The following is an 18,310-nucleotide window of genomic DNA, read 5'->3' on the forward strand; positions in this document are numbered from 1 at the left end:
GCCAAATTTAATGTAGAGTTTTTTATTAATAATATTTTAAATATTTTGCTGTTAGATTTACAAAATTTTTAAAATCACAAAGGTATTTCTATGATGAGTTTATTAAAAGTTGCTGGCTTTTTACCCTACCTTGCGATCGCATTTTTAAATGCAAGCGTCGATCTAGCACACAAAATAACCATACAAAATGTTCTTTTAAAAACATACGATGGCGACATACTTTTTATCTTAACAGCTGTCATAAACGCAATGATCTTGCTACCATTTATCTTTTTATTCTCGCCCTCAAGCTTTATAAATGATAAATTCTCAAAGATAAAAGTCATAAGAATTTGTGCTATTTTTGGCCTTGTCATTAGTGTCGCGGTACTTTTTAGCTATCTTGCAGGCGCTTTTGGCGTAGCCTTTGCTTTAACGCTCATACTAGCCGCTCAAAGTGCGATATACTCACCAGCAAAATACGGCATCATCAAAGCTCTAGTCGGCCCTGAGCGCCTTGGCACAGCAAATGGCATCATCCAAGCGCTCACCATCGTAGCGATACTTTTTAGCTCATTTTTATTTTCATTTATATTTGAAAATTTATACATCCAAGGCGAAAGCTCAGAAGAGATCTTAAAAAGCGTCTATCCTATTGGCATCTTTTTAGTCGTTTTTAGCGCGCTTGAAGCATTTTTTGCCTACAAGCTGCCTTATATCAGCGAAACAAACGAACAAAGCGGGGAATTTGAGTTTAAAAAATACATCACCCTTAACTACTTAAGAGAGAATTTAAAAGAGGTAAGGTCAGATAAAAACATCTGGCTAAGTATCGCTGGACTAAGCATATTTTGGGGAATTTCTCAGATCATCATCGCAGCTTTTCCAGCTCATTACAAGGCAGTCTTTAACGACGATAGCTCGCTAGCGGTGCAGGCAATCCTTGCAGTAAGCGCCATAGGCATCGCATTTGGCTCATACGTAGCTGGCTCTATGTCAAAGCTTCACATCGAGCTTGGCATCGTGCCGATGGGCGCTATTGGTATATTTTTCTCGCTTTTATTTTTCGCATTTGGCTCAAATATCAGCGTGGTGAGCCTTAGCTCATTTGCATTTGGCTTTTTTGGAGGCATATTCATAGTGCCGCTAAATGCGATGATCCAGTACTTTGCCCCGCAAAAAACGACCGGTAAGATAATGGCAGCAAACAACTTCTTGCAAAACGTCTCAATGCTGCTATTTCTAGCCATTGGCATAGGCTTAGTATATTTTGAAATTTCAACCACTGGGCTCTTTGTCTTTACAGCGCTTGTTTGCTTAATCGGCAGTTTTTACGCCATTTTGCAGCTCCCGCACCTTTTTACAAGACTACTTTTACTGCCATTTTTAAAGACAAAGTACCGATTTTTCGTTGAAGGCCTGCAAAATTTACCACAAAGTGGCGGTGCGCTACTTCTTGGCAACCACATCAGCTGGATTGATTGGCTCGTGCTTCAAGCAGCCAGCCCAAGGGGCATAAGATTTGTCATGTATAGAACGATCTACAACAAATGGTATCTAAAGCAAATTTTTAAATTTTTCAAAGTGATCCCAATAGGCGCAGGAGCTAGCAAAGAGTCGATCGAGCTTGTGCGTGAGTGCCTAAAAAATGGCGAAGTGGTCGCACTTTTCCCAGAGGGTCACATCAGCTACAACGGCCAGATAAATGAGTTTCAAAAGGGCTTTGAGCTTATCATAAGAGATCTAGAAGAAATTTGCATAGTGCCATTTTATCTTCGTGGCCTTTGGGGCTCGAGCTTTTCAAGGGCTAGTAAATTTTATAAAGACCTCACTTCTAAAAACGGCAGACGCGACATCATCGTCGCCTTTGGCAAGCCAATAACTACATTTATAAACGCTGCGAAAATGAAGCAAAAGGTACTTGAGCTTAGCTTTTCATCGTGGGAGAGCTTCATCTCAAGACAAAAACCACTAACAAACGAATGGCTAAACAACGCAAAAGAGAATAAATTTAAAGAGTGCGTGAGCGACAGCACTGGGCTAAATTTAAGCAACTTGAAATTTATAACAGCCGTTTTAGTCTTTATCAAAATTTTCAAACGCGAGCTAAAAGATGAGAAAAACATAGGCATCTTGCTACCTAGCTCAAGCATCGCAGCTATCGTAAATATGGCGCTTCTAGCCATGGGCAAAGTGAGCGTAAATTTAAACTACACACTAAATGAGACCTCACTAAATCACGCCCTAAGAAAAGCAAATATAAATACGGTGATCACATCTAGCAAATTTCTTGAAAAGCTCGCACTTAAGGGCTTTGATCTAAAAGATGCGATGAGCGGCAAGGCTAAATTTGCAGAAGATCTCTCAGCTAGTGTCTCAAAAAAAGAGAAAATTTTAGCGCTTTTAACTGCATTTTTTGCCCCAACTTGGCTCATAAAACTTTGCTACTTTAAACATGTAAGCTTAGAGGATACGGCTACCATTTTATTTAGTAGCGGCAGCGAAGGCGAGCCAAAAGGCATCGAGCTAAGCCACAAAAATTTACTTGCAAACATTAAGCAAATAAGCGAACTTCTAAATTTCAAAAAAGATGATGTTATTTTAAATTCACTCCCAGTATTTCACTCATTTGGCCTAACAGTCACCACGCTCATGCCACTTTGCGAGGGGATAAAAATGGTAAGCGTGCCTGACCCAACAGACGGAGCGACTATCGGCAAAATGGCTGCAAGACACAGCGCTAGCATCATCTTTGGCACCTCGACATTTTTTAGGCTCTACACCAGAAACAAAAAGCTTCATCCACTGATGTTTCAAAGTGCCAGAATGGTCGTAGCTGGGGCTGAAAAGCTAAAACCTGAGATAAAAGATGAGTTTAGACTCAAATTTGGTATAGAAATTTACGAGGGTTATGGAGCGACCGAAACAGCGCCAGTAGCGGCCGTAAATATGCCAAATATCCTAGAAAAAGAGAGCCTAAAAGAGCTTACATTTAATAGACCTGGCAGCGTTGGTATGCCTCTACCTGGTACCATCATCAAGATAATCGACCCAGAGACGCTTGAAGAGCTAGAAACTGGCACAGACGGACTCATAGTGATCGGCGGCTCGCAGGTGATGAAGGGCTATCTAAACGACGAGGCCAAAACAAGCGATGTCATCACGCATATAGACGGCGTCAGATACTATAAAACTGGCGATAAAGGTCACATCGATGAAAACGGCTTTGTATTTATCGTCGATAGATACTCAAGATTTGCCAAGATAGGCGGCGAGATGATAAGCCTTGGTAGTGTCGAAGAAGAGCTTACAAAGGTGCTTGGAAGCGATGTAGTCTTTAGTAGTGCAAACGTGCCAGATAGCAAAAAAGGCGAAGCGATCGCGCTTTTAGTAAAAAGCGGCACAGAGCCTGAAAATATCGAGCAAATTTTAAAAGAGAGTAGCCTAGCTCCTATAATGATGCCAAGCTATATATTCATCGTTGATGATATACCAACACTTGCGAGTGGCAAGGTTGATTTTAAGGGGGTAAAAGCTCTAGCGGTCTCACTTTTAGCGGAGTGAGACACCGCTCTCCTTTTTCGTGATAAAATAGCGCCAAAATACTGGTCAGATCGTAGTTGCGACTAACATTTGCATAAATCTTAAAAATTTTTCTTTTTTTGCAAATTCTGCTATTGATTTTATTTTTAGAAAGAGTTTTATATAAAAATTTTCTAGCGCTTTTTAAATTTGGTGCAATTCGTGCGATTGTTTGCTAAATTCTGCCTTTACAAAATTTTACTAGCAAGCATAAAAGATAACGCCATACAAATAGTGAACAAAATGGGCTATAACGTAGAAAAAGGTAACAAAGAGCTGCTAATTAAGATAAACTTTGCCCTAAATGAGCTTAGCAAAGAAGGAGCTTTAAGCGAAATTTCGCTTAAATACTTCGGCAAAGACATTTCTAAATAAGGAGAATTAATGAATTTTAAGCCCATTTTTGGCTTGATCGCAGGTGCTTTTTTAGCTTTAAATTTAAATGCTTCAACTATCAAAAAAGGCGAACTTATCGTCGCAACTGAAGGTACTTACTCACCTTACTCATTTTACGATGAAAAGGGCGAGCTAGTAGGATATGACGTAGATATTGCAAGAGCCGTAGCGCAAAAGCTAAATTTAAAAGTTGAGTTTCTAACAGCTCCTTGGGATGCGATGCTAGCTGCATTTGATGCTGGTAAAGCTGATGTTGTGTTTAACCAAGTAAGTATAAACGAAGATAGAAAGAAAAAGTATGGTATGAGCGTGCCTTACACTATGCCATATCCTGTAATAGTCGTGCATAAAGATAATAACGACATCAAAAGTTTTGCTGATCTAAAAGGCAAAAAAAGCGTGCACTCTGCGACTAGCAACTGGGCAGCAATAGCCGAGAAAAATGGCGCAACAGTGGTTGTGGCTGATGGCTTTAGCAAAGGCGTGGAGCTTATCATCTCAAAAAGAGCTGACGATACGATAAATGACAACGTCACATTTTTTGACTACATCAAACAACGCCCAAATGCACCACTAAAAATCGCATACACAAGCAACGAGCCGATGCCAACAGCTGCAATCGTTAAAAAAGGCAACACTGAGCTATTAGAGGCGATAAACAAAGCGCTTGATGAACTAAAAGCCGAGGGTAAGATAAGCGAAATTTCTATGAAATATTTTGGAAAAGATATTTCAAAATAAAGGATCAAAATGAAATTTACAAATTTATTAAAAGTAGTAGCTGTGCTTGCGATGGCTTTAAATTTACAAGCAAAAACTATAAAAGATGGCGTGCTAACAGTAGCAACTGAAGGCACTTACGCGCCTTTTACATTTTATAATGATAAAAATGAGCTAGTGGGATACGATGTAGATATCGCAAGAGCGGTAGCGCAAAAGCTAAATTTAAAAGTTGAGTTTCTAACAGCTCCTTGGGATGCGATGCTAGCTGCATTTGACGCTGGCAAAGCAGACGTGGTGTTTAACCAAGTAAGCATAACTGATGAGAGAAAGAAAAAATATGCTTTTTCAGTGCCTTACACTGTGACATTTGGCGCTATCATCACTAGAAAAGATAATAACGACATAAAAAGCTTTGCCGACCTAAAAGGCAAAAGAAATGCTGACTCAGCTACGAGCAACTGGGCGAAAGTCGCCGTAAAATACGGCGCTGAACACGTCGTAACAGATAGTTTTGCTAAAAGTATGGAGCTTCTTATATCAAGGCGTGTAGATGCTGTCGTAAGAGACAACATCGTATTTTACGACTTCATAAAAGAGCGCCCAAATGCACCTGTAAAGATAGCTGCCTCACTTGATGAGAAAGACTACACAGCAGCAGCTGTTAAAAAGGACAACGCCGAGCTTGCGGAGCAAATTTCAAATGCTCTAAACGAACTTTCAAAAGAGGGCAAACTAGAAGCTATCTCAAAAAGCTACTTTGGCAAAGACGTCTCAAAATAAATTTATAAACCAACAAGGCAAAAATGGAAAATTTAGATAGAGTGATCGAGCTTATTTCAAGCTCAACACTACCGATGATCATCGCACTTTTAAAGGTGACGATCCCGCTTACTTTGCTCTCGTTTTCGCTAGGGCTTGTCATCGCCATTATCACAGCAGTAGCAAGGCTTTCAAATATAAAAATTTTAAAATTTATATTTGCCACCTACGTTTGGATATTTCGCGGTACGCCGCTTCTTGTGCAGCTTTTCATCGTATTTTACGGGCTTCCTAGCATCGGTGTCACGCTTGATACTTGGAGTGCGGCGACTATCGCATTTAGCCTAAACGTGGGCGCTTATGCTTCTGAGTCTGTAAGGGCTGCCATACTTTCTGTGCCAAAGGGTCAGTGGGAGGCTGCCACATCGCTTGGCATGACGCACTATCAAATTTTAAAGCGCATCATCGCACCTCAAGCAGTGAGGATCTCGTTGCCACCGCTTTCAAACACATTTATAGGCCTTGTTAAAGACACTTCACTAGCAGCTTCTATAACGATGGTAGATATGTTTATGGTCGCTCAAAGGATCGCGGCAAGGACCTTTGAGCCACTCATCCTCTACATCCTAGCAGCGCTCATCTATCTAGTGGTTTGCACACTTTTAACCTATCTTCAATCAAGGCTTGAAAAAGCTGTCTCAAGGTATGTCTAATGGCTATAAATTTTAAAAATATAAGCAAATCTTACGGCGATCATTTGGTGCTAGATAACATAAATACAAGCTTTAAAGAGGGGCAAACGACCGTGATAGTTGGCTCATCTGGTTGTGGCAAATCAACGCTTCTTAGGTGCATAAATTTACTTGAAATCCCACAAAGTGGCACTTTAGAGGTAGATGATAGGAGTGTAAATTTTAAAGAGAAGCTAAGCTCAAAAGAGCTTTTAGAAATTCGTAAAAAAACGGGCATGGTCTTTCAAAGCTTCAACCTCTTCCCGCACCTAACAGCGCTTCAAAATGTCACCGAAGCTCCGATCTACGTTCAAAAAAAGGATAAAAACGAGGCTATAAAAGAGGCAAAAGAGCTTTTAGCCAAAGTTGGTCTTAGCCACAAAGAAGATACCTATCCAAACAGGCTCTCAGGCGGACAAGCACAGCGTGTAGCCATCGCTAGAGCGCTAGCTGTAAATCCATACTTTTTGCTACTTGACGAGCCTACAAGTGCGCTTGATCCAGAGCTTGAGGCTGAAGTTTTAAAGGTCATCTTATCTCTTGCAAAAGAGAAAAAGTCTATGATCATCGTCACTCATAATATGAATTTTGCTAGAAAGATAGCTGATAGAATTTTGTTTTTAGATAAAGGCGTGATCGCCTTTGATGGCTTAATAGATGAGTTTTTTAACAGCCAAAATGAGAGGATAAAAAGCTTCATCTCGGCTATGGATATATAAATTTAGCTAGAAAATCTAGCTAAATTTGTTACGCAAAGTATGGTTTTATCTGCTCTATCCAAGCTGAAATTCTACCCTCAGTCTTGTCACTTTGGTTATCAGCATCAAGCGCTAGACCTACAAATTTACCATTTCTTACGGCATCAGAGCCATCAAATGTATATCCATCAGTGCTAACCTCGCCAACTACCTTTGCGCCAGCTTTTACGACCTCATCGTAAAGCTTTGCCATGCCGTTACAGTACTCATCTGAGTAGCTCTCGCTATCGCCCATGCCAAAAACAGCGACCGTTTTGCCACTTAAATTTAACGCTTTAAAGTCAAACGCGTCCCAGTCATCTTGAAGATCGCCACTGCCCCAAGTCGATGTGCCAAGGATGAGCTTATCAAAGCTATTTATCTTTGCTGCGTCCACATCAGAGACGTTTAAAAGCTCGTTTTCAAGCCCCAAGCCCTCGCTTATAAGTTTTGCTGCATCTTCGGTATTTCCCATGCTACTTCCAAAAATTATACCTATCATTTTTATCCTTTTTAAAAAATTTTACTAATAATCGTATAAGGCACGAGCTTTATACACCCTCTTGCAAAGCAGTGCCTAACCTCAACGTGCCGCCTAAATTCCTCATTCCTAGGACAAACGATATATACCATCTCGCACTCACTACCAAGCGCGCAAACGGCTGCATCGATGTCGTCGTTTAAATTTCTCATATCATCAAAGCTCACCCTTTTAAAGCTTGGCATGACGCTGAGTAAATTTTTGCCATCTTTTTTGACCGAGATGACACCGCCATTTAGCACGACCTCTTTGTCCTGATGGCGGAGGCGTATTTTATCATAAACAAACTGGCAAAACATCTGCGCTGCGTCAATGAAAAACTCAAATTCTCCGCTTCTATAAAGCATCTTTATCATCTTTGCAGCTGCCATCTTTGGCTCTTTTGCTACAAATTTTAACCCTTTAAAATCATTTCTCAAATAAGCATTTATAACGACATTTGAAGGTATGCAAAAGCTATCAACTGGTTTGAAATTTAAAAATTTATCACGCAGTAAGAAATTTATCCTAGCCTCAAAAATGTCTTTGAAATTTAGAAATTTAGCGTAAGAAAGCGGGATCTTTAGCTCGCTTTCAACGCCAACATTATAAAGTGCGATGAAAATTTTCGCACGCGAAAGCTTGTCAAGCTTTGCAAAAATACTTGGAGTTATTTCGCCAATATCTGATAAAAGCCCGAATCTCATTGATTATTCTTTGCATCCAAATTCCTTATCTAGCCCAAAGACCTTGCAGTACTCGCAAAATACGCAACTAACGCTTCTTTTTGCACAAACAATTGGAATATTTCTCTTTTTTGCTTGAGTTTTAATAGTCTTCATAGTGTTGTGGTTTAAAAAGCTAGTTAGCATCACCACACACTCGGTATCTTGAGGGATCGGCTTGCGATTTACGCGGTTTTCATTTCTAGCATCCCAGTGTTCTATCTTCTCAGCTCCCAAATCATGTAAAACTGCCTTGATAGGCGTTATCTCATCTGCACCGATAACTAAAACTGACATAATAAGCTCCTAAAATTTATTCATTTTCTGATAATGATTATAAGGAAGCTTAACTAAAATTTTTCTTAGTTATGATATTTATTATCACTTATATGTAGAAATTTGTAACGTTTTACTTAGATATTTAAACATCTAAACTCTTTTAATCTTAGATACCGCAAACAAAAATATGATAAGTCCGCTTGCGGCAAAAAAACTACCGACATTGCCGATATTTTGCTCGCCTAAATGAACTATCGTCTGACGCCCTATTAGCGCCCCTGCTCCGATGCCTATGTTATAAATAGCCGAAAATATCGCCATTGCAGCATCAGTAGCGTTTGAGGCAAGATTTAGCACTTTTATTTGAAAACTCATATTTACACCAGCTATGCCAAGCCCCCAAACAAAGGCCAAAACTAGCATTAAAACTTCATTTTTAGCAATAAAATTTAACAAAAGCAAGCAACATAAAATAAGCATGATAGAAATTGCAAAAAATGCATTTGGAATGAGCTTATAAAATTTAGAGAAAAGCAGGCTTGCGACTACACCAGCGACACCAAATATAAGCAAGAATATTGTGATAAATTTTCCATCAAAGCCACTGATATCTTTTGCAAATGGCTCAATGTAGCTATAGGTGCTAAAATGCGCACTTATGATAATTGCCGTTAGTAAAAATACGACCATCAAAAGGCCATTTCTTGCGAGCTCTGGCAAGCTTTTAAGCGAGCCTGAGTTTTTGCTTGGCAAAAGTGGTAAAATTTTATATAGCCAAGCTCCAACACCAACAGCAAAAATTCCGATCAGTCCAAAGGTCACACGCCAGCCAAGTGCGTCACCTAAAATTCTTCCAAGTGGCAGACCAAGTATCATCGCTAGCGATGTACCAAGAGCTAGCAATCCAAGAGCTTGCGAGCTTTTATTTATCGGTGCTAGCCTAACAGCAAGTGAAGCAGTGATAGCCCAAAAAATGGCATGGGCAATAGCTATCATCAACCGAGCAATAATTAAAATTTTAAAATTCCAAGCAAAGGCACAAAGAGTATGAGCTACAACAAATACGATAAAAACCTTTAAAAGAAGAGATCTTCGCTCTAAATTTGCAGTCAAAAGCATAAGTGGCAAAGAGAGTATAGTGACGCTCCACGCATAAATCGTAATGATAAGGCCAGTATCAGCCGTGCTCATATCAAAGTCTTTTGCAATATCACTTAAAAGTGGTACTGGAACAAACTCAGTAGTGTTAAATATAAAAGCACAAAAAGCAAGAGCTATAACCCTTAAATAGGCCACCCTATGAACACTTATCAAATTTTATCCTTAATTTTTTTCATTACGGTAATGGAATTTTGCTTAAAGTTAGTAATTTAAAAGGCAAAATTCTCAGAATTTATTAATGACATAGATTAATAGTATATTTTGGAAACTAGCTCTATAATAAAAGATTTTTAAAAAACATAAGAAAATTTAAGGCGGAAAAATGGCTAAAATAATGAAAACTATGGACGGAAACGAGGCTGCGGCGCATGCGGCTTACGCATTTACCGAGGTTGCGGGCATCTATCCGATCACCCCTAGCTCGCCGATGGCTGACTACACCGATATGTGGGCGGCTCAGGGCAAGAAAAATCTATTCGGCATGCCGGTTAAAGTCGTCGAAATGCAAAGCGAGGGTGGGGCTGCGGGCACCGTGCACGGCTCGCTGCAAGTAGGCGCGCTAACTACGACATACACGGCTTCGCAAGGCCTTTTGCTAAAAATCCCGAATATGTACAAAATCGCAGGCCAGCTGCTGCCCGGCGTCATCCACGTGAGCGCGCGCTCTATCGCAGCTCAGGCTCTTTCTATCTTTGGCGATCATCAGGACATTTATGCCTGTCGCCAGACGGGATTTGCTATGCTAGCAAGCGGCTCCGTGCAAGAGGTCATGGATATCGCGGGCGTCGCGCATCTAGCGGCGATCAAGGGTCGCGTGCCGTTTTTACACTTTTTCGACGGATTTCGCACGAGCCACGAGATACAAAAGATCGAGGTGCTTGACTATGCGCACTTTGATAGACTGCTAGACCGAGACGCGCTGCAAAAATTTAGAGACGAGGCGCTAAGCCCCGAAAGCCCGAAAACTCGCGGTACGGCGCAAAACGACGATATTTACTTCCAGACGCGCGAGCTAGCTAACCGCTACTACGACGCCGTGCCTGATATCGTGGCCGAGTATCTAAAAGAAATTTCAAAAATCACGGGACGCGATTATAGACCGTTTAATTATTACGGCGATCCGCACGCTACGCGCGTCATGGTCGCGATGGGCTCTGTCACGCAAACTCTAGAAGAAGTCGTCGATCACCTGCGCGCAAAGGGCGAAAAAGTAGGCGTGCTAAAAGTGCATCTATATCGTCCGTTTAGCCTAAAATACCTCTTTGACGTGATGCCTGAGACGGTAGAAAAGATCGCCGTGCTAGACCGCACGAAAGAGCCCGGAAGCCTAGGCGAGCCGCTATATCTGGACGTCAAGGCGGCGTTTTACGGACGCAAAAATCAGCCCGTGATCGTGGGCGGACGCTATGGTCTAAGCTCAAAGGACGTCGATCCTGCTCAGATGCTAGCCGTCTTTGAAAATCTGAATTTAAGCGAGCCCAAAAACGGCTTTACCGTCGGTATCGAGGACGACGTGACCTTTACTTCGCTAAAAGTCGGCGAGAAAATTTCGCTAAGCGACGCAAGCGTGAAAGAGTGCTTATTTTACGGCCTTGGCGCGGACGGTACCGTGGGAGCCAATAAAAACTCCATCAAAATCATCGGCGATAAAACCGAGCTTTACGCGCAGGCGTATTTTGCCTACGATAGCAAAAAATCAGGCGGCTATACGCGCTCGCACCTGCGTTTTGGTAAAAATCCGATCCGCTCGACCTATCTCGTCTCAAATCCGCACTTCGTAGCCTGCTCGGTCGCGGCGTATCTTGAAATTTATGACGTCATAGACGGTATCCGCGAAGGGGGGACGTTCCTGCTAAACTCGATCTGGGACGCCGAGCAGACGGTCGCTAAACTGCCGAATAAAGCAAAGAAAATTTTAGCCGCCAAAAAGGTAAATTTCTACATCATCAACGCCACTAAGCTAGCTCGCGAGATCGGACTAAAAAACCGCACGAACACCATCATGCAGTCGGCGTTTTTTAAGCTAGCTGACATCATCCCGTTTGCCGACGCCCAAAAATACATGAAAGAGTACGCGCATAAAGCCTACGCCAAAAAGGGCGAAGCGATCGTGGAGATGAACTACAAGGCCATCGATATGGGCGCAGACGGGCTAGTTAAGGTCGCGGTCGATCCTAGCTGGGCAAATTTGACGGATGACGCCGCTAACGATGAAAAATACGTCGGCGACGAGTTTATAGAAAAAATCGTCAAGCCTATAAATGCCGCCAGGGGCGATAGCTTGCCCGTTTCGGCGTTTGTTGGCTTTGAAGACGGACACTTTAAATCAGGCACGACGCAATACGAAAAACGCGGTATCGGCGTGATGGTGCCTAAGTGGATCGAGGAAAATTGTATCCAGTGTAACCAGTGCGCCTTCGTCTGCCCGCACGCGGTCATCAGACCGTTTCTCATCGATGAAAACGAGCTCGCTGCCGCGCCGCAAACCGTGCAAGATCATGTCCTAGACGCCAAAGGCAAAGAGGCAAAAGGGCTAAAATATAAAATCCAAGTTAGCCCGCTTGACTGCACCGGCTGCGAACTGTGCGCTCAAAACTGCCCGAGCAAGGAAAAATCGCTCGTCATGGTGCCGCTAGCCGAGGAAATGGACAAAAACGAGCAGGAAAACGCCGATTATCTGTTTAAAAAGGTTACCTACAAAGACGACCTGATGAGCAAAGAAAGCGTCAAGGGCGTGGGTTTTGCGCAGCCGCTGTTTGAGTTTCACGGCGCCTGCCCCGGTTGCGGCGAGACGCCTTATATAGGGCTTGTAACAAGACTGTTCGGCGACCGTATGATAGTGGCAAACGCGACTGGTTGCAGCTCGATTTACGGCGGTAGCGCGCCTTCGACGCCTTATACGACGAACAAAGACGGTAAGGGCGTAGCGTGGGCAAATTCGCTATTTGAAGATAACGCGGAGTTTGGTATGGGTATGAACGTCGCGGTAGAGACGCTGCGCCACCGTATAGAAGACGTAATGCTACGCACCAAAGATACCGCGCCAAACGCTTTAGCCGCGCTATACTCCGACTGGATCGCGCATAAAAACGACGGCGAGAAAACGACGCAAATCGCTAAAATTTTAACCCCTCTTTTGGAGCAAAATTTAAGCGTAGATGGCGTAAAAGAAATTTTAGAATTAAAAAGATATCTCGTCAAAAAATCTCAGTGGATCATCGGCGGCGACGGCTGGGCATACGATATCGGTTTTGGCGGGCTTGACCATGTGCTAGCTAGCGGCGAGAACGTAAACGTGCTCGTGCTCGACACCGAGGTCTACTCAAACACCGGCGGCCAGAGCTCAAAATCAAGCCGCGCGGGCTCCATAGCGCAGTTTACCGCTAGCGGCAAGCCGATGCAGAAAAAAGACCTAGGCTACATTGCGATGACCTACGGAAATATCTTTGTCGCGCAGATCAACTCAAACGCCAGCCAGGCAAACACGATAAAAGCTATTGCCGCAGCCGAGGCCTACGATGGACCTAGCCTCGTGATCGCGTATTCGCCGTGTATCGCGCACGGTATCAAGGGCGGTATGGCCTACTCCGGCGGTCAAGGCGAGCTCGCGACCAAATGCGGCTACTGGCCGACCTACGTCTACGACCCGCGCCTAATCAAAGAGGGCAAGAATCCGCTCAAAATGACCTCAAAAGAGCCTGACTGGTCGCTTTACGAGGAGTTTTTGCTAAACGAGGTTCGCTACAACTCGCTTAAAAAGACAAATCCTGAGCATGCCGACGAGCTGCTGGCTAAAAACAAGGCCGACGCGCAAAGACGCTACCGCCAGCTAAAACGCTTATCTTTAGCCGATTTTAGCGATGAAGTTGAGTCTGGCGCGCCAGAGAGCGCCGAGGATACCTCTGCCGGCAGCGTAGCCGAGTAAGGCACGAATTCTCCCACTTAAATTTATTATGTGGGAGAATTTTCTTTTTTAGATAATTTCACTTAAAAAAATTAAATAACCCATAAACAAAATAAGCAAGTTTCTAAATCCTTAAAGTGAAATTAAGTCGTAAAAAGTCAAAATCGCATATTTTAAAATAAGTAAAAAGGAGCAAAAATGCTTATTACTATAATTGTCGTTGTTATTGCCTTAGCGGCTTATATTATTAAAATATATAATAAACTACAATCAATGATGCAAAACATCAGAGAGAGCTTCGCAAATATCCAAGCTACGCTCAAAAAACGTTTAGATCTATCAAATCAAATAATAGATATAGCTAAAGATTATGCAAGTAGCGAACAAATGATTCAACTTGGCGTTTCTGGAAATGGAATCGCAAAAGTAGCTGCTTTGGCTCAAGCCTTTCCGGAACTAAAGGCTAACGAAACATATCAAATGCTAATGTCGCAGTTAGAAAAAATCGAGAGCGAACTCCTAAATAAACGTGAGAGCTACAATGCTGAGGTTAAAAGCTATAATTCTTATAAAAATGCATTTCCACAAGTCCTAATAGCCTCAAAACTATCTTTTGAATCAGTCGCTTATTTTGACATTAACGATGAGGACTTTAGCGAAAATTTAAAAATATTTAAAAAAGATGATTCGGCTAGAATACAAGAAATTTTAAGTGACTCTAATAAGAAAATCACCGATATTGCAATGAATGCGAAAAAGATGATTAACGATAAAATTTCAAATAATCCAAACCAAAAAGAGTAACTTTTTATAAAATCATAAATGGTTTGAATGGCTAAAATTTTAAAAGAGACAGATGAATCAAATTAGTCCATTTAAACCGATTTTCGATAAAAACTCTAAAATTTTAATCCTCGGCTCCTTTCCTTCCGTCGTTTCTCGTAAATTTGGCTTTTACTACGCAAATCCGCAAAATCGCTTCTGGCGAGTATTGGCCGGGATTTTAAACGCTCCGTTACCAGAAAGCACGGACGAAAAGATAAGTTTTCTCTTAATACACCGCATCGCCATCTACGACGCTGCGATATCCTGCGAGATAAAAGGCTCAAGCGATGCTAAAATGACCGCCGTCGAGCCTGCAAATTTAGAGCCGATCTTTAGCGGAGCGCACATAGCGCAAGTTTACGCAAACGGCGGTAAGGCTTATGAAATTTGTAAAAAATATTTAGAAGACGAGATTTTAAAAGCGACCAAAAATGTAGTGATAAAGCTACCATCAACCAGCCCTGCAAATGCCAAATTTAGTATAGATAAACTTGCAAGCGAATGGTCGGCGATAGCTGAGGCCTTAAAGTAGATCAAAAACTCAAAACAGCTTCGTCTTTGATCTCTATGCTTATTGGTTTCACACTAGTCTTTTAGTAAAATTTATCTTATTGAGTAATTTAACTAGCTATGCTGTCATTTCAAAACAAAAAATTATTTTTATATCGAAATTGATTATTATTTTGATATAATTGCACCACTGACTTAAATTTTTCAGTGGTTCAAGTATTTTTAATACTTGTATTATTTTATAAATTTAAATGAACAAAATCAGGTTTGATTACTAAATTTGTTAAAGCAGTAGCAAAATTTAGTTATGTAGAAATTTAAAAATATTTTTGTGGCATATATTAGAAACATAAAAATAGACATTTTAATCTAAAAGGATAGGTAATGAACAAGCATTTATTTGCACTTTTGGCTTTGGCGGCTTTTAGCAGCCATTCTTTGGCTCATGAGTTTTGGCTATTTGGAAACAGCAAGGACGTAACTAGCGTTGATATCGGCTATGCGGACGATTTTCCGACAGTTGAAAAGATACCAGACAACAAGACCGGACTATTTGAAGCCCCGTACATCATAGCCAAAAATGGCGAAAAGCTTAGCCTAAAACAAAGCGGCGAAAACTACCACTACGAAAGAGGCAAGCTTGAAAACGGCTCTTACCTTATAGCTGGCGAGTACAAGCCTACATTTTGGACAAAAGCTAGCGATGGCACATGGCACATGGGCAAAACCAAAGAGGATATCAAAGACGCCAAATACTGCAAAAAAGCGAGCATGAGCGCAAAAGGCGTCATAAACAAAAACGCAAAGGACGACTCTGTAACAAAGCCTTCCAATCAGCGTTTAGAGATAGTTCCGCTTGAAAATCCGGCAAATTTCAAAGTTGGCGTACCGTTTAAAGTTAAAATTCTATTTGAAGGCAAACCGCTAGAAAGCGCTACGCTTAATGGAACATTTGACGGCTTCTTGAAAGAAAAAAGTGCATTTCACGGCGAAACTGAGCCAGACGGCACGATAGAGGTGTTAGCTCTTAAACCTGGAAAGTGGCTACTACAAGTGGTGCATAAAATGCCGTTTGCCGACTCGAAAATTTGCGATGACGAGACGATCGCAGCAACGCTTGCGTTTGAGCTAAAATAGATCAAATTTGCAATATCGCATCTTAAATTTCTTAAAGGGTGCAGCAAGATGCGCCCTACTCTTTTGCATTTTAAACTAAATTTTCCCAGTAAATTTAGTTTTTACTACGCAAATCCGCAAACCCGCTGGCGACATCGTATAAGATAAAGGGCTCGAGCGACGCCAAAATGACTGCCGTTGTGCCTGTAAATTTAGAGCCGATCTTTAGCAGAGCGCACATAGCGCAGATATTCGCAAACGGCGGCAAAGCCCACGAAATTTGTGAAAAATACCTAAAAGCTCAAATTTTAAACGCAACGGGCAAACCGCCCTTCAAACTACCCTCGACTAGCTCGGCAAACGCAAATTTTGGCTTTGAAAGGCTCGCGCAAGAGTGGGCAGTCGTCGCAGGGGCGCTAAAAGACGGCTAAATTTGACGCAAGTCCTAAAATTTAACTCATCCGAAATAATCGCGCCTTCACCTTAAATTTAGTTTCAAATTTTAAAATTACCCAAATAAAACAAAACAGGAAAAACCGTGAAAATCCTAAAATTTCTATTTCTACTTCCGCTTCTAGCCATCGGTGCTCAGGCGCTGGAGCCAAAAGTCGTAATGAAGCCCGAAGCGAGCCTAAAAAACGGGATTTACTACGTAAAAGGCAAGCCCTACGACGGCACGTTAAAGATGCTTCGTTACAGCGTCGAGGACCTATATGACGTAAATACGATGGGCATGGTCTATCCGAGGCTAAAACCTCTGCCGCCCAAGCTCATACGCGAGATAGACGTACAGGGCGGCACGGCGGTGCGGTACAGGGACTATTTTGATGGCAGGGATAAGCCCTCAAACGAATATCCCCTAAAAAACGGCGTCCGCGAGGGCACGGCGAAGCACTACCACGCAGATAGCGGTGCGCTGATGGGCGAGAGCGAATACAAAAATGACGTCCGCGACGGTCTCTACCGCCGCTACTACTTCGACGAGGGCGGCGCGTTAAAGCAGGAGGGCATTTTCAAGGCGGACAAACGAGAGGGCGTATTTACCGACTATTACGTTAGCGGCGAGGTTAGCGCACGTAGCCCATACGTCGGCGGGCTGCGAAACGGCGAGGACGTCGACTACTACAAAAGCGGCAAAATCAGCGGTGTGCGAACGTATAAAGAGGGCAAGCGAGAGGGCGCGGAGACGTGGTACTACGAAAGCGGAGACGTGAAGGAGACGGGCGAATACAAAAACGACCGCAAAAACGGCGTTTGGAAGCGATTTTACGAAAACGGCAAAACGCGCGTAGTAGAAAATTACAAAGACGGCGAGAAGGACGGCGTCGCGCGCGAATACTACCCAAGCGGCAAGCTACAAGGCGAATACGAGTACAAGGACGGCCGCCAAACGGGCACGGGGCTGGACTACTACGAGAGCGGGGCGCTGGCGGCGAAAGTGATGTTTAAAAACGGGCGCTATCACGGGCTATACGAGGAGTATCACGCAAACGGCAAGCTAAAAGCCAGGGTGATGTTTGAGGACGGGCTAGAGGTCGGCGAGGCGCGCCACTACTACGCAAACGGCAAACTAGAGGACCAGGTCGAGTTTGAGCGCGGTAGGCTCATCCGCGCCAAAAAATACGACGAAGCGGGTAAGCTAATCAGCGACAAGTCTGATAAAAACGGACTGCCGAGGGAGTAAAATTAGCTAAACTTATGCCTTTGAGGTTTAAATTCGCTCTTTAAATTTTAGCTTTTAGCCGCAAATTTAACGTTTATATCGCTTTGGCAGGGGAAATTTGGCGCACAAAGCTCAAAAAGCGGCGAAGCGATAAAAATCCGCGAAATTTTATAAATTTTACCGCGCAAACGGCGCTTAAATTTTACGGCGCAAGATTAAAGCGCTAAAACGTAAAGCGGCGATATTTGCGCGAATTTGACGGCAAAACGCAGGTTTTGGCATTTGCTGACGTAAAACAGAGGCGGTTTGGGTGTCAAGCTAGCATTTAAAAGACGCCGAAGCGACTCTGGCAAAGCACTCCAAAACGTAGGTGCGAGGCTTATGGACGCGAACGGGTAAAATTTGCAGGCGATTTTACCTTGCAAAAAGATAAAGCTTTGCCAAACCGAAAAGCCGTAATTTAATCCGTCCCAGCAAAGTAATCAAAACGCCGCTTTTAGCCGATAAAATTTACACGCAAATTTAGGTCGCTAGCGCGCTAAAATTTGACCACATTTTCGTCGTAGGCTAAAAAATTTATGCAGTTAATTTATGCTCGTTATTTTAGGCGTTTGTAGCCAAATTTAACGCAGCGGGCTAAATTTAAATTTAGAGCAAATTTAATTTAAAATCGTAAAATCGCCGAAATTTAAGGAGCAAA

At 42.5% G+C, this 18,310-nt stretch carries 16 protein-coding genes; 12 read left to right on the forward strand and 4 right to left on the reverse strand.

Annotated features, from left to right (window positions below):
• Positions 1-90: 90 nt before the first annotated feature.
• The 6 genes from B9N62_RS02215 (at position 91) to B9N62_RS02240 (ending at position 6,889) form a co-directional block, all read left to right on the forward strand.
• Complete coding sequence (locus B9N62_RS02215; RefSeq protein WP_087584178.1) at positions 91-3,543, forward strand: acyl-[ACP]--phospholipid O-acyltransferase; 3,453 nt, start codon at positions 91-93, stop codon at positions 3,541-3,543.
• A gap of 180 nt (positions 3,544-3,723) precedes the next feature.
• The gene (locus B9N62_RS11000) at positions 3,724-3,936 is read left to right on the forward strand and encodes a transporter substrate-binding domain-containing protein (RefSeq protein WP_234402276.1); all 213 of its coding nucleotides are present in this window, start codon (positions 3,724-3,726) and stop codon (positions 3,934-3,936) included.
• 9 nt (positions 3,937-3,945) lie between these two features.
• Entirely contained in the window at positions 3,946-4,698 is a 753-nt protein-coding gene (locus tag B9N62_RS02225; protein WP_084041921.1) for an amino acid ABC transporter substrate-binding protein, read from the forward strand.
• Positions 4,699-4,707: 9 nt separating this feature from the next.
• On the forward strand, positions 4,708-5,460 hold the full coding sequence (locus tag B9N62_RS02230) for an amino acid ABC transporter substrate-binding protein (protein WP_087584179.1): 753 nt from the start codon (positions 4,708-4,710) through the stop codon (positions 5,458-5,460).
• Positions 5,461-5,483: 23 nt separating this feature from the next.
• A complete protein-coding gene (locus B9N62_RS02235) occupies positions 5,484-6,152 on the forward strand; it encodes an amino acid ABC transporter permease (RefSeq protein ID WP_087584180.1) in 669 nt (222 codons plus the stop codon).
• Positions 6,152-6,889 carry an amino acid ABC transporter ATP-binding protein gene (locus B9N62_RS02240; RefSeq protein WP_087584181.1) on the forward strand — a complete coding sequence of 246 codons (738 nt, stop codon included), beginning with the start codon at positions 6,152-6,154 and terminating at the stop codon, positions 6,887-6,889. The genes B9N62_RS02235 and B9N62_RS02240 overlap by 1 nt, the downstream gene beginning before the upstream one ends.
• A 28-nt stretch (positions 6,890-6,917) precedes the next feature.
• Here B9N62_RS02240 and fldA read toward each other — a convergent pair whose 3' ends face one another.
• The 4 genes from fldA to B9N62_RS02260 form a co-directional block, all read right to left on the reverse strand.
• A complete protein-coding gene (fldA, locus tag B9N62_RS02245; RefSeq protein ID WP_087584182.1) occupies positions 6,918-7,409 on the reverse strand; it encodes a flavodoxin FldA in 492 nt (163 codons plus the stop codon).
• A gap of 11 nt (positions 7,410-7,420) precedes the next feature.
• Complete coding sequence (locus tag B9N62_RS02250; RefSeq protein WP_087584183.1) at positions 7,421-8,134, reverse strand: UDP-N-acetylmuramate--alanine ligase; 714 nt, start codon at positions 8,132-8,134, stop codon at positions 7,421-7,423.
• A 3-nt stretch (positions 8,135-8,137) separates the two neighbouring features.
• The gene (locus B9N62_RS02255; RefSeq protein WP_002939277.1) at positions 8,138-8,449 is read right to left on the reverse strand and encodes a DUF2325 domain-containing protein; all 312 of its coding nucleotides are present in this window, start codon (positions 8,447-8,449) and stop codon (positions 8,138-8,140) included.
• 132 nt (positions 8,450-8,581) lie between these two features.
• Positions 8,582-9,745, reverse strand: a complete 1,164-nt coding sequence (locus B9N62_RS02260) for a sugar transporter (protein ID WP_087584184.1) — start codon at positions 9,743-9,745, stop codon at positions 8,582-8,584.
• A 169-nt stretch (positions 9,746-9,914) separates the two neighbouring features.
• Here B9N62_RS02260 and nifJ point away from each other — a divergent pair, with 169 nt between their 5' ends.
• The 6 genes from nifJ to B9N62_RS02290 all read left to right on the forward strand — a co-directional run bounded on the left by nifJ (position 9,915) and on the right by B9N62_RS02290 (position 17,631).
• Positions 9,915-13,517, forward strand: coding sequence for a pyruvate:ferredoxin (flavodoxin) oxidoreductase (gene nifJ / locus B9N62_RS02265; protein WP_087584185.1), 3,603 nt, complete (start codon positions 9,915-9,917; stop codon positions 13,515-13,517).
• Positions 13,518-13,694: 177 nt separating this feature from the next.
• The gene (locus B9N62_RS02270) at positions 13,695-14,300 is read left to right on the forward strand and encodes a LemA family protein (protein ID WP_087584186.1); all 606 of its coding nucleotides are present in this window, start codon (positions 13,695-13,697) and stop codon (positions 14,298-14,300) included.
• A 52-nt stretch (positions 14,301-14,352) separates the two neighbouring features.
• Positions 14,353-14,853 carry a DNA-deoxyinosine glycosylase gene (locus B9N62_RS02275; RefSeq protein WP_087584187.1) on the forward strand — a complete coding sequence of 167 codons (501 nt, stop codon included), beginning with the start codon at positions 14,353-14,355 and terminating at the stop codon, positions 14,851-14,853.
• Between the two features lie 362 nt (positions 14,854-15,215).
• Complete coding sequence (locus B9N62_RS02280; protein ID WP_087584188.1) at positions 15,216-15,968, forward strand: DUF4198 domain-containing protein; 753 nt, start codon at positions 15,216-15,218, stop codon at positions 15,966-15,968.
• A 167-nt stretch (positions 15,969-16,135) separates the two neighbouring features.
• Entirely contained in the window at positions 16,136-16,378 is a 243-nt protein-coding gene (locus B9N62_RS02285; RefSeq protein WP_257640168.1) for a hypothetical protein, read from the forward strand.
• 107 nt (positions 16,379-16,485) lie between these two features.
• Complete coding sequence (locus tag B9N62_RS02290) at positions 16,486-17,631, forward strand: toxin-antitoxin system YwqK family antitoxin (RefSeq protein WP_087584189.1); 1,146 nt, start codon at positions 16,486-16,488, stop codon at positions 17,629-17,631.
• Positions 17,632-18,310 lie beyond the last annotated feature (679 nt).

Source organism: Campylobacter concisus (assembly GCF_002165785.1).
GTDB classification, from domain to species: domain Bacteria; phylum Campylobacterota; class Campylobacteria; order Campylobacterales; family Campylobacteraceae; genus Campylobacter_A; species Campylobacter_A concisus_W.

Excerpts from the sequence above, each read along its gene's own strand:
- B9N62_RS02230 (WP_087584179.1), top strand. The coding sequence starts at position 4,708 with ATGAAATTTACAAATTTATTAAAAGTAGTAGCTGTGCTTGCGATGGCT.
- B9N62_RS02255 (WP_002939277.1), bottom strand. The coding sequence starts at position 8,449 with ATGTCAGTTTTAGTTATCGGTGCAGATGAGATAACGCCTATCAAGGCA.
- B9N62_RS02250 (WP_087584183.1), bottom strand. The coding sequence starts at position 8,134 with ATGAGATTCGGGCTTTTATCAGATATTGGCGAAATAACTCCAAGTATT.
- B9N62_RS02280 (WP_087584188.1), top strand. The coding sequence starts at position 15,216 with ATGAACAAGCATTTATTTGCACTTTTGGCTTTGGCGGCTTTTAGCAGC.
- B9N62_RS02270 (WP_087584186.1), top strand. The coding sequence starts at position 13,695 with ATGCTTATTACTATAATTGTCGTTGTTATTGCCTTAGCGGCTTATATT.
- B9N62_RS02285 (WP_257640168.1), top strand. The coding sequence starts at position 16,136 with ATGACTGCCGTTGTGCCTGTAAATTTAGAGCCGATCTTTAGCAGAGCG.
- B9N62_RS02215 (WP_087584178.1), top strand. The coding sequence starts at position 91 with ATGATGAGTTTATTAAAAGTTGCTGGCTTTTTACCCTACCTTGCGATC.
- B9N62_RS02275 (WP_087584187.1), top strand. The coding sequence starts at position 14,353 with ATGAATCAAATTAGTCCATTTAAACCGATTTTCGATAAAAACTCTAAA.
- B9N62_RS02235 (WP_087584180.1), top strand. The coding sequence starts at position 5,484 with ATGGAAAATTTAGATAGAGTGATCGAGCTTATTTCAAGCTCAACACTA.
- fldA (WP_087584182.1), bottom strand. The coding sequence starts at position 7,409 with ATGATAGGTATAATTTTTGGAAGTAGCATGGGAAATACCGAAGATGCA.
- B9N62_RS02225 (WP_084041921.1), top strand. The coding sequence starts at position 3,946 with ATGAATTTTAAGCCCATTTTTGGCTTGATCGCAGGTGCTTTTTTAGCT.
- B9N62_RS02240 (WP_087584181.1), top strand. The coding sequence starts at position 6,152 with ATGGCTATAAATTTTAAAAATATAAGCAAATCTTACGGCGATCATTTG.
- nifJ (WP_087584185.1), top strand. The coding sequence starts at position 9,915 with ATGGCTAAAATAATGAAAACTATGGACGGAAACGAGGCTGCGGCGCAT.